We start from the raw sequence: 13552 nt of genomic DNA on the forward strand, positions 1-13552 counted from the left end.
TTTTCCCCTGTTCTGCTTGCATTAATCCACATGTAGAGAGCGTGAATGTCTAACGTTCTCGATGTCGCCGTCGGGCCTGTCGTCGTTGCCGGGTCGCCGTCTTTACCTGATCTCGCTGATCAGAATTTAATCGTTCAGGAGGTGACAGCTGGCCCTGAGATAGATTCGTCAGATAATCTCCCAGAGTCTTGATGGTGGGATAGGCAAATAGATCCACCAGGGGAACAGAAAGCTGTAAATCTGTCTGCAGAGCATGGTATGCCTGAATCAGCAGCAGAGAATTCCCCCCCACATCAAAGAAATTGTCGTGGATGCCCACCCGTTCCATCGATAACACCGACTGCCAGATAACCACCAGTTTTTTCTCCATCTCACTTTCGGGCTTAACGTACTGCACATCGCTCACCCGCAGTTGCCCCGGTGCAGGCAAGGCGCGACGATCTACCTTGCCATTGGGAGTTAAGGGTAATTTTTCCAAGGGGACAAAGGTACTGGGTACCATGTAGGCTGGCAGCCGCTGATTTAGATAGGCTTTTAAGTCACTCAGGGCTAGTTCCGGTGCATCACCCACAATATAGGCCACCAGGCGCTTATCACTGGGGGTATCACCATGGACAACCACCACCGCCTGCTGCACTTGCCCATGGTGACGCAGCACCGCCTCAATCTCTCCTAGCTCAATGCGGAAGCCACGCACCTTAGTCTGATGATCGAGACGTCCTAAATACTCCAGATTGCCGTCTGCACCATAGCGAGCCAGGTCTCCAGTTTTATAGAGACGGCCTTCACCAAAGGGATTAGAGATAAATTTCTCTGCCGTTAAATCCGGCTGATGCAAATAGCCCCGAGCCAGCCCAGCACCACCGATGTGTAACTCCCCTGGCACACCGATGGGAACAGGCTGGAGATGGTCATCCAAAATATAAACCTGGGTGTTGCCAATGGGACGACCGATGGAGACTAGAGAGTTGCCTCCATTAGATTTGACCTGATCAAAAGTCTCCACCCGAAAACGAGTGGACCAAATCGTCGCCTCCGTCGGGCCGTACAGGTTCCATAGGTCTGCTCCTGACGCTGACAGCTGTTGCGCTATAGTTGTCGGCAATCCTTCACCGCCACAGAGCATGGTCATGGGTGCTGACTCCCCAGACCAGCCCGCCGCTAACAACAGTTGCCAGGTGGCTGGAGTGGCCTGCATGATGGTCACTGGTTGGTCAGATTCCTGATGTGAGGCTGGGTTTAGAGGCTGTAATTGGCGCTGTAATTGCTGACCATCCCGAGTTACCGCTGTGGGCAGAATGACCACCTCTGCGCCGATGGTCAACGGTAGGTAAAGCTCCAGGGCAGCAATATCAAAGGCCAGGGTGGTGACGGCGGCCAAGCGATCGCATTCCCTCACCCCAGGCGCATCCTGCATCGTAGTGAGGAAATTCACCACAGACTGATGTTGAATTTGCACCCCTTTAGGAGTCCCCGTGGATCCAGATGTGTAAATAACATAGGCCAAATTCTCCGCCGTCACGTCCGTGGGGCAGCTATCGACACTGGCCTGGGCGATAGTCTCCCCATCTCGGTCCAAACACACCACCTGTTCCGGCGCAATCTCTAACCCTAACGCCTTAAAACAATCGGCCTGGGTCACCAAGAGAGCAATTTGGGCATGGTCCACCATAAACTGCAGCCGCTGTTGCGGGTAGCCAGGATCCAACGGCACATAGGCTGCCCCTGCCTTCAAAATCCCCAACAGACCCACCATCATATCCAGGGAGCGTTCCACACAGAGACCAACTAAAACCTCAGGTCCCACCCCCAACGTTCTCAAATGATGGGCCAGCTGATTGGCCCTGGTATTTAATTCCCGGTAACTCAGCTGGTTATCTAAATAGGACACCGCCACCGCATCTGGCGTACGCTCCACCTGGGCCTCAAATAAGTCATGGATGCACTGGTGTTCGGGATAGGGCATCGCCGTATCGTTCCACTCCACCACCAGCTGATGCCGCTCTGCCTCACTCAGCAACGGCAGGGTGACCACCCGTTGAGACTCATCCAACACAAATCCGGTCAACAAAATCTCAAAATAGCTAGCCATTCGTTCAATCGTAGCCATCTCAAACAGATTGCTGTTGTACTCCCAATCCGTAATCAATCCTTGTTCTGTTTCTTCCACTGAAAGGGTCAAGTCAAATTTGGCCGTAACTGTTTCCGTGGCCATGGGGGTGAAGGTTAATCCAGGTATTTGGGTAGAGGCAACGGGGACATTTTGGAGAGAAAACAGTACCTGGAAAATGGGGGAGTGGGCCAAACTTCGTTCAGGCTGTAGGGCTTCAACAATTTGCTCAAAGGGCACATCCTGGTGGGCATAGGCTTCTAGAGCAACCTGTCTCACCTGATGCAGTAATGTGGCCACCGTGTCTTCCGGATGAATTTGGGTACGCAGGGCCAGGGTATTGACAAAGAATCCAATCAGCGGTTCTAACTCTGGCTGTTGACGGTTAGCGATGGGTGTGCCCACCACGATATCGGACTGGTTACTGTAGCGAGATAACAGCAGCTGAAAGGCCGTCAATAAGACCATAAACAGGGTTACCCCTTGCTGTTGTCCTAGCTGGTTTAGCTGCTGACTTAACGCCAGGGGTAGAGTGAGGCGATGACGCTGCCCCTGGAAGGTTTGTACGGCAGGTCGAGGATAATCGGTGGGTAGCTCTAAACGGGCTGGACTATCAGCCAACTGCCGTTTCCAGTAGCTGAGCTGAGACTGTAGCACCTCTCCCTGGAGCCATTGCCGCTGCCACAGGGCATAGTCAGCATACTGAATTGTCGGTTCGGTTAACGGTGAAGGGTGCCCCTGGTCATAAGCAGTATAGAGCGCCGCCAACTCCTGCATCAGCACCCCCATGGACCAGCCATCGCTGATCAGGTAATGGGTAGTAATAGAAAGAACTGCAGTCGGCTCAGAATTCCGCCTTCCGCCTTCCGCCTTCCGTCTTCCGCCTTCCGCCTTCCCTAATCTGTTGATATCTGTTGAATCAAAACAGATTAGCTTAATCCTAAATAGGGGCCCTGCAACCCAGTCAAACGGCTGCTGGGCCTCTTTCACCAACCAATCAGATAAGGACAATTCCAGGTCATCGGCCTGAACAATTTGCAACGGTGTTGGGGGAACGGGATTAATCTGTTGTACCGCCATGCCATCTTTCCAAGGAAAGGTGGTGCGCAGGGCTTCATGCCGTCGGACGATTTCACGGATCGCCTCCGTCAGGGCAGTAAGATTTAGATTCCCCTGAATGCGCAGGGCTGTATGGGCATAGTAGGCGGTAGACAGACCCTCTAGCTGGGTGAGAAACCACAGCCGTTCTTGGGCATAGGAGAGGGGGATGGGGGCATGATCCTGTAACCTTGGAGTGATGGCAGCGATCCCATGGGTTGTCAGGTTCTGATTAAGAACAGCATCTACTCCAGCCACCGTGGGAGCTTCAAACATTGCCTGGAGGGGAAGTTCCACCTCAAAAGTTTGGCGCAGGCGGGCCACCAGCTGAGTTGCCAATAGAGAATGGCCACCCAACTCAAAGAAGCTGTCGTAAATACCAATCTTTTCCAGAGGTAAGGAGAGCACCCCAGCAAAGAGGGTGGCAATCAATGTTTGTCGCTCGGTTTGAGGGGCAACAAAGAAGGCGGATGTGGCGGACTGTTCCTGGTTTAGATCCAGGGCGAGTAAGGCCCGGCGATCTATTTTGCCATTGGGGGTAAGGGGAAATTTCTCCAGGCAGGCAAAGTGGCTGGGTACCATATAGGCTGGCAACTGAGCTTTTAGGAATTGCCGCAGTGCGTCAGGTGTGGTAGCGGTATCCGTTATCGCTTGTTGTTTCGGTTTCTTTGATGGGTGGGAGGGGGAGGGGGCGGCATGGGATCGCGATGGATGTACCGCGTATACCATATACACCTCCAAATCAGATTCTGATTTCGTTGTTTGTAAGGTTGTTAGGGAATGACTCCCATTGTCCTCCTGGCTATTTTCATCACTGAAATAACGACCAGCCATGGGAGATTGTGTATCCGAGGAGACAATATAGTTGTCAATCTCCAGACCATAACCATGGGACTCTAGTAGTTGACAGACCTGTTGTAGCATTTCGGCCCCTTCCACCTCCAGGGTCAGTTGCTTAATCTTCGGCCAGTCTTGAGGTTGGATTCCTTCCAGCACCAACAGTTCACTCTTTTCCACATCGACCTTGAGCAAATCAATTTGGTCTACCTCATAGTGTTGAATTAGGTCTGATAAGGTGGTCAGCTGACAGGCATAGGTTTCAGACCGATATCGCTCGTCTACAAACTGACGCACGTGATCAATGTCATAGTTCATCAGCACGGCTTCAGCCACCTGCTTATCCTGGTCTGGATCCGCAAACCGTCCCGAAACACCCGACATTTCAGGGTAGAAGGTGAACTCCAGTGTCTCCGCCTGATTAGAAAGGCCCTGGGGGATGACAGTCACCTGATCGCCATAGGGTTGCACATTGGCCTGTAGGCGCTCGAATGTGGGGGGAATCGGTTCAAAGGCATAGACTGTCGTTTCAGGACAGGTTTGTTGAACAAATAGGGTAAACAGACCAATGTTAGCCCCCACATCAAACACACAGTCCCCCGGCTGAATCGTAATGCCGTGGCGCAGGTAAATCTGTTGCTCAAAAATCTCGTCATAAATGGCGCGGGTTTGATGGGCACTAAAGTGGGCCACTGTGAGACCATTGGGCAACTGCATCCTGGGCAAGGTGGGCGATGGCACAAAATAGGCCACCAGTTGTTGTTGGGCAGCCACCATCACTACTGCTTCCTGTACACCAGGGTGGTGACTAAGGGCTGTTTCAATATCTCCTAACTCCATTCGGAAACCGTTGAGCTTGACCTGATGGTCGATCCGGCCCATAAACTCCAGATTGCCGTCCGGTCGCCAGCGGGCTAAGTCCCCTGTTTTATAAAGACGTCCTGCCCCAAAGGGATTGTCAATAAATTTTGCTGCCGTGAGTTCCTGTCGATTCCGGTAGCCCCTGGATAAACCATCTCCACCGATGTGTAGCTCCCCTGGCAGACCCATGGGTACCGGCTGAAGATGGGTGTCTAGAATATAAATTTGGGTATTGGCAATGGGGCGACCAATGGCAGTTGCTGGGGCTGTTGAGCCAGCCTCCTGCTCAATCACCTCAATACCAAAACTGGCGGACCAAATGGTGGTTTCAGTGGGGCCATACATATTGTTGATTTTGCCCTGCATTGCCCCTCGAATTTGCTGAGCTAATGGTGGAGGCAGGGCTTCTCCCCCCACCAACAGATGCTGCAGACCACTCAGGTGATTTAAACCATCGGGTGTTGCCATCAGCATCCGCAGCCAGGAGGGAGTACATTGTAGATGGGACACTTGATGGGTCTGGATCTGATTGAGAACGGTTTGCTCCGGTTGTCGAGATTGCTGGGCTAAGTTACTCCGATCTTTCAGGGTTTTGAGATATTCCAGGCTAGCAAGCACCGGATCCACATCCACCCCAAAATCAATCAGGCAGGCCACTTCATTCACTCCAGTCATCTGCAGCCGATCAAGCATCTCCAGGCATTTCTCTGGGGTACCCAGCAAACCACTGGTCTCAAAATAGCGATCAAAGGCAGCGGACAATAACGCATCTCGATCTGCCTCGTCAAACGAGTCAGCCTGGACCGTCACTTCAGCCTCTGGCAAAACTTTGAGCATGAGTTCCAGAGAACTGTTTAGATAGGCGCATAGGGGCTGACGCACCTGCTCCCGTACGGTGTCGAGATCCTCTCCGATAAAGGTGTGAAGCATCAGGGTGACCTGGCCAATGCCTGAATGTCCCTGCTGTTGCCAAGCCTGACGATAAATTTTAATGTTCTCGGCCAGGTCTTCAATGGTTTGGCCCAGCAGATGGGTCAAGAGATTTGTGCCCAATTCCCCGGCCAGGCGAAATGTTTCTGGATTGCCTGCTGCGGTAATCCAGAGGGGGAGTTCTGGCTGGATGGGTCGGGGATAGGTGCGAACCTGAATGGTGTCATCGGTGCCGTTGGGGCGAGGGATCGCCTCCCCTTGCCAAAGTTGTCGTAGAGTGGTGATACTCTCGGCCATAATGGCTTTGCGATCGCAATAATTCTCCGGAGCCAGCACAAAGTCATTGGGATGCCAGCCGCTAGCCACCGAAAGACCGACCCTACCGTTGGATAGGTTATCCACAAAGGCCCACTCTTCCGCCACCCGCAACGGATCATGGAGAGGCAGCACCACGCTCCCGGCCCGGATTTGAATCTGTTGGGTGGCCGTAGCAATCGCCGCACTGGTCACCGCCGGATTAGGGTAAGTCCCGCCAAATTCATGGAAGTGGCGTTCTGGGGTCCAAATAGCGGTAAATCCATTGTTATCGGCATACTTGGCCCCTTCCAGCAACAGTCGATACTGGTCTGCAGCATTAATGGTCTGACTGTTGTTGGCAAAGTAAAACAGACTAAAGTCCAGGGGCTGGGACGGAAGACTCGGGCTAGCGGCAGCTGAGATATATTTAGAATCGGTTTGCAGGATGACCTGAAAGCCCGCCGTCAAGGTCCAGAAAATTTCTAGCACCGAAATATCGAAGGAAATGGTGGTCAATGCCAGCCAGATCTTGCGATCGCCTGACTCCACCAGATCATCCATCGCTGTGAAGAAATTAATCACCTGGCGATGTTCAATCATCACTCCTTTGGGTTTCCCCGTAGAGCCTGAGGTGTAAATCACATAGGCTAAATTGTTGGCGGTTACCGGTGTTGCCTTAGACAGTTCGGAACCATGCAGGGAATTTTCTGCATCAGAATTTTCTGCATTAACCGTCGCCTGTCGAATAGTATCCCAATCTCGATCTAAGCAAATTACCTGTGTTTCAGGATTTTGCGCCCCCTGGTTGGGTAACACAGACAGCAGCCGTTCCTGGGTTAAGAGCACCGATATTTGCGCATCGTCCAGCATAAAAGCAAGGCGTTGCTGCGGATATTCAGGATCTAGCGGCACGTAAGCGCCACCCGCTTTGAGGATCCCCAGCAGCCCCACCATCATCTCCAGGGAGCGTTCTACGCAAATGCCCACCAATACCTCCGGCCCCACCCCTAACCGTTGCAGGTGATGGGCCAGTTGATCGGCGCGGGTATTTAAGTCCCGATAGCTCAGTTGTTCTGGGCCAACGACGAGTGCGATCGCATCCGGTGTACGTTCTACCTGGTCCTCAAACAGCTGATGAATGCACGTATGCTGGTCATAGTCCACCGCCGTATCATTCCACTGCACCAACAGTTGATGTTGTTCTACCTCAGTCAGTAGAGGGAGCTGGTGAATGGGCTGCTGGGGATTGGTAGCGATCGCCGCCAACATAGTTTGAAACTGTCCCAACATGCGCGTGATTGTATCTTCCTCAAACAAATCACTGTTGTACTTAAATGCCCCCGTTAACCCCGCACTGCTTTCCACCATTTCCAGGGACAAATCAAACTGTCCCTCAAACTGCGGCAGATCATAGGGAAGCACATTAATCCCGCCCCAGTTTTGGAGACTATCGCCATCCAGGGCGGCCAGCACATGTCCCTGGGGGAAATTTTGCAAGATAAAAATCGTTTGAAAAATAGGAGAATAACTAGGATCTCGCTGGGGCTGTAATCGCTCCACCATCAACGCAAACGGAAAATCTTGATGGTCTAACGCCTGCCCCAATGTGCGTTGGGTCTGGGTTAACATTTCCGTAAAACTGGCCGTTCCCTGTAGCACCGTCCGAATGGGCAACAGATTGAGAAAATAGCCAAAGATCTGCGTAAAGTCTGAACGTGTGCGCCCGGCCACTGGGGAGCCCACAATAATGTCCTCCTGCTGAGTATAGCGGTGAAGAAAGACTTGATAGGCCGTTAGCAGCAACGTATACAGGGAAACTTTTCGGGTCTCCGCCAGGGCCTTTAGCTGGCCCGTTAGTTCTGCGGACAAGTGCAATGGACATGAGCCGCCACGGTAGGTTTGCACTGGCGGTCGGGGCCGATCCAACGGCAGCTGTAGCACCGACAGTTGCCCCTGAAGTTGAGTTTGCCAGTAGTGCCACAGTTGTTCTCCCTTAGCACTGACCAGTAGCTGTTGCTGCCACTGCACAAAGTCTTGATAGGTATGACTGGGGGGAGTTAGAGAAAGCGATTGCTGAGTTTGTTGAACTCGATAAAGAATGGGCAACTCATCGAGCAACAGACTGAGGGACCAGCCGTCATAGACAATATGGTGCATGGAGATCAGCAGAAGGATTTCCTGCTCCGCCAACTGAAAGCACCTGACTCGGAACAGAGGACCCGCCTTTAGATCAAATGGGGTGCGATGGGCGGCAGTCACCTGTTGCCGCAGCTCTAGTTGATCCCAACCCGTGGCATCCATCACCTGGAAGTCCAGGGTATTTGCATCCAGTATCTGTTGCTGGGGCTGGTCATCTAAGCTGGGAAAACAACTACGGAGAATGGCATGGCGCTCCAGAAACTGTTGAAATGCACTGCGCCAGCTGGAAATGTTATTGGCATCCATTAGCCGCACTGGAAAAGACACGTTATAGGCATAACTGTCGGGGGCCAGGTTCCAGATAAACCAGAGCGCCTGTTGATTGAAGGATAGGGGATACTGTTTCTGGGTAAGGGCATCAGATGTCAATGTCTCACCAGAGGCATCAGATCGGGCCGCAATCGCCAACTCAGGCTGTGGTCCTGCCGTATCCACATTTAAATCAAGTAAATCAAGGTCTTCCCACTGCTGACGAATAACATCTTCTAAAGTGGCCAGGTTCACCCCACCCATAAATTTAGAAACCGGAATCTCCACCCCAAGTTGTTGCTGGAGCCGATTTCTTAGCTCTACAGCCATTAATGAATCCATACCCAGTTCAAATAAATCCTGGGTAGGCTTTAGCTTTTTGCCATCCGGCAAACCCAGCACCTGGGCAATGCCCTCTGCCAAGTTTTGTTGTAGGGATTCATCGCGCTGGGCTGCAGGTAAGGCCCGTAGGTGTTGGATTAAATGTGTACGGGATTGGGGTGTACTTTGTGCAACCGGTTTCGCCACCAGCTGCTCTAGCAATTTTCGGGGTCGCCCAACTTGATATACGGCATCAAATTTCGACCAATCCACAGCGGCTACCACCCGCTGAGTGCCGCTACTGCCCAGCAATACTGATAAGGCAGCGGTCATCTGTGGCAGTGTTAAGGGGGTGACCCCTAACTGGGATAGTCGCTGGATAAGCTGGTCTTCCACATCTGTTAACATGCCTGCTCCTGCGATCGCAGACCAGTTCACCGTCAGAATCGGCAAACCCTGCACCCGACGGTAATGGGCCAACAAATTCTGAAACTCATTAGCGGCCCCATAATGGGCCTGTTGAGCTGAGCCCCACACCGAAGCAATGGAACTAAAGTTAACAAAAAAGTCTAGATCCCACTTCAAGCTTAGCTGGTGCAGGTTCCAGGTACCGGCTACCTTGGGGCGCAATGTTTGTCGCAGTGTGGTGGGTTGCAGCTCAGCGATGGGATGGGCTCCGCCCCCGATACCGGCAATATGAATCACACCCTTTATTGAAGAGAACTCAGGCAGTTTCTGTAACGCTAAAGTGAGAGCCGCTTCATCTCCCACATCTGCGATAGGCGTGACAACGTTTGCCCCGGACGACTGCAACTGGGCCACTGCCACTTGTTTTTGGGGTGTATCCGCCCCCCGCCGACTCAGCAGGATCAGGTGTCGGGCACCCTGCTCTACTAACCATTGGGCAACAACAAGACCCAATCCCCCCAGTCCGCCTGTAATCAGGTAGCTACCCTCAGATGAAATTGAGAGTTGCGTCGTTTTCTCGGGGATACTCTGACTCAAACGAGCCACATAACGAGTCCCACTGCGATAGGCAACCTGTTCTTCTGTTTGATTCCCTAAGACTTCTGAGATCAGAATATCAGCCTGCTTTGCCACAGTCATAGAACCATCCAGATCCACCATCCCCCCCCACTGTTGAGGATGCTCCAGACCAAAAATTCGGCTCATCCCTCGCACAGGGCCTTGGGCCAATGTGGGTAATTCTGTTCCCAGAGAAACCGCATTTTGGGTAATCACCCAAAGCTTGGCATTGGATAACGCCGGTTGCTGCGTCAGGCTCTGCATTAAAAATAGCAGGGGCTGACAGAGAGAATTGATGGCCGATTCCAATGCAGTAAGATTTGGGGTCTCTCCCGTTGTATCCCCAAGCCAGATAACCCCTGCAATGGGATGAGAATCTATCTGTTTCACCTGATCCCAGAGCGATTCGAAGTCAGCAGGATTCTCAGGCTGCAAGGTGTAGACTGAGTTGTTGTCCTGGTTTGCAATGGTGTGGTCTAAAACAACCCGACTACAGGTTTGACCCAAGGTTTGCAATTGCTCCACTAAGGCAGCGCCTGACTCTGTTGAATCGCTAACAATGATCCAATGACGGGGTGAGATTCCATCATTGGGCAAGTCCTGGCTATTTAAATCTTTGACAACCCACTGTAATTCATACATTAAATCCTGAACAGATTGAGCCGCCAGCTGTTGTTGATGGACCTGCACCAGGCGTTCCAAGATCCCGGTATCTGAATCTGGCTGGCCAGCCAATAGCTGAGTCAGCTGAGCCACATCGCCTTGATGCAGTAGCTCTGTTACCTGTGACGTTAGGACGGAACTAGCCTGGGGAGTTGGTTCTGTAGTCTCTTCTACCCAGTAGCGTTGTCGTTGGAAAGGGTATGTGGGCAACGCCACCTTACGCCGCTGGGGATAGTCTTGATCAAACCGTTCCCAATCAATATCGACACCCCTGATATACAGATCACTCAGGCTGCTTAGCATCTGTTGCCAATCCGTTTGATTGGGTCTCAGACTAGGTAGCCACAGGTTACTTTTATTGTCGGGAAAACATTGTCGCGCCATGCCCATCAGAACCGGCTTAGGACCGCATTCTAAAAAGATACCGTCTTGTTGTCGTAAGCACTGTTGATGAAGAGACTCTATCCCTGCTACAAGGTTGACAGGGGCGAGAATATGCCGACACCAATAGTCTGGTGTGGCAATTTCTTCGTTAATCACCTGCCCGGTGACATTGGAAATTAGTTTGAGTTTGGGGATGGAGTAGGAGATTTGCTGCGCGACTTGTTTGAAGTCGGCCAGCATAGGCTGCATTAAGGGAGAATGAAAGGCATGGGAAACCGGTAACTGTTTGGTTTTGATCCCCTGGTCTTCAAGCTGTTGGGCAATGGTTTGAACGGCGGTTGCGTCACCTGAAATCACAGTGCTTTCAGGCCCATTGATGGCGGCAATGGTGACGTCGGCCTGATCTGCAATTACAGCCTTAACTTGCTTAGCTGAGGCCATCACTGACACCATAGCTCCCCCTGAAGGCAACTGCTGCATTAGCTTGCCTCGCATGGCAATAAGTTTCAGGCCATCTTCCAGGCTGAAGACTCCAGCAACACAGGCGGCGACATATTCACCGATGCTGTGGCCTATAACAATGGATGGCTTAATGCCCCAGGATTGCCAGAGTTGCGCAAGGGCGTATTCGAGGGCAAATAGGGCGGGTTGGGTGTAGGCAGTTTGGTCAAGGGGTGAGGTGTAATCAGACTGTAGGGGCTGGCCTTGTGCCTGCCCTTCTTCCGCAATATCTGGGTAGAGAATATTGAGAATATCTAGATCTAGGTAGGGGCGGAGAATATTGTTACAGTGGTCGAGGATTTGCCGGAATAGTGGCTGGGTTTCGTATAGCTCTCGGCCCATGTCTCTGTACTGTGCTCCCTGGCCGGTAAACAGGAAGACAATTGCAGGTGGGTTAAGGGAATCCCGTGATGCTTCAATATCCCTAATTGTTATCTCGTTGTTTTCTAGTTGATAGAGCGTTTGACTGAAGTCATCCACTGACCTACCTACAAGCGCAATACGCTCGTTGAAGTGGGTGCGCCCTTGGTTGGTGGTGTGGCAAATATTGGCAATGGCTAGCTCTGGATGGTGATCTAAGAATTTTCTGTAGTGGGTGATCAGCGATCGCAACCCTCCTCTAGTTTTGGCTGACAAGGTCAGCACATGCCAGGGCCGCTCTGGCTGATTAGATGTTTGATCAGAGATGGGGACAGCCGGAGCTTCTGCCACAATCACATGGGCATTGGTGCCACTTACTCCAAAGGAACTCACCCCTGCTAGCCGAGGCTTGTCTCCCCGTACCCAGGGCGTTACTGACGTAGGAACGGTCACCGGCATTTCTTCCCAGTCAACCCGTGGATTAGGCTGCTTAAGATGGAGATGGGGAGGGATTGTCTCCTGTTGCAACGACAGAATTACTTTGATTAACCCAGCAATCCCGGCAGCTCCTTCGGTATGGCCGATATTGGTTTTAACCGAGCCAATCATCAGGGGAGAATCTTGAGGACGCTGGGAACCATAGACATTGGCCAGGGCCTCCACCTCAATCGGATCGCCCAGGGGGGTGCCGGTGCCATGGCACTCGATATAATCCACCTGGGATGCCTCTAGCTTGCCGCTGCCTAGGGCCTGACGAATAACAGATTCCTGGGCCAATCCATTGGGCACCGTCAACCCACTACTGGCCCCGTCATGGTTAACGGCTGATCCTCGGATAATGGCAAGAATTTGGTCGTCATTGGCCTGGGCATCTGATAACCGCTTGAGTACTACCACACCACACCCTTCTCCCCGACCATAGCCATCAGCCGATTGGTCAAAGGTTTTACAACGACCATCGACGGAGTTCATGCGGGTTTGCGCCTCAAACACACTGACCTGGGGCGTCAGCATCAGATTCACCCCACCCACCAGGGCCAGGTTACATTCCTGGTTGCGTAAGCTCTGGCAGGCCAAATGACAGGCCACAAGAGAAGAAGAACAGGCTGTTTCCAGGGTTAACGTGGGTCCATTTAAACCTAAGGTATAGGCAATGCGTCCAGCTGCAAGGGGAGCACCGGTACCAAAGGCAGATTGCAAATCAGTAGAATGGGCCACCAGCTGTTGATAGTCATGGGTCATCATGCCGATGAATACACCGGTTTGACTTCCTTTTAGCGCCAGGGGCGACAACCCTGCATACTCAAGACTCTCCCAACAGACTTCAAGCAACAGACGATGCTGGGGATCCAAGTTTTTAGCTTCCCGAGGAGAGATTCTGAAAAACTCAGGATCAAACTGATCCACATCGGTGATGAAGCTGCCATGGCGGGTATACATTTTTCCAGCTACACCGGGCTCTGGATCATAATATTGATCAATATCCCATCGCTCCTTAGGTACCTCGGTGGCGGCATCAACACCCTGTTCAAGTAACTGCCAAAAGGCTTCTAAATTAGGAGCTTTGGGAAAACGACACCCGACACCAACAATGGCAATGGGTTCTATCCTGGCCTGCTCTGCCACCTGTAGCTTGGTTTGCATCCGTTTCAACTCAAGCAGAGAATTCTTGAGCAAGGAGCGATGGTCATTTGTCGATTGTTGTTGGTTCATCCC

General features: G+C 52.1%; 1 protein-coding gene. It reads right to left on the reverse strand.

Annotation, left to right across the window (positions count from 1 at the left end; genetic code table 11):
* Positions 1-49: 49 nt before the first annotated feature.
* The gene (locus tag U2F10_RS35080) at positions 50-13549 is read right to left on the reverse strand and encodes an amino acid adenylation domain-containing protein (RefSeq protein ID WP_499874779.1); all 13500 of its coding nucleotides are present in this window, start codon (positions 13547-13549) and stop codon (positions 50-52) included.
* Positions 13550-13552: the final 3 nt, after the last annotated feature.

It is taken from the genome of Leptothoe sp. EHU-05/26/07-4, assembly GCF_043421015.1.
In the GTDB taxonomy this organism is placed as follows: Bacteria; Cyanobacteriota; Cyanobacteriia; order Phormidesmidales; family Phormidesmidaceae; genus Leptothoe; species Leptothoe turfae.

Coding starts and splice junctions, on each gene's coding strand:
- U2F10_RS35080 (WP_499874779.1), bottom strand. CDS start 13,549: ATGAACCAACAACAATCGACAAATGACCATCGCTCCTTGCTCAAGAAT.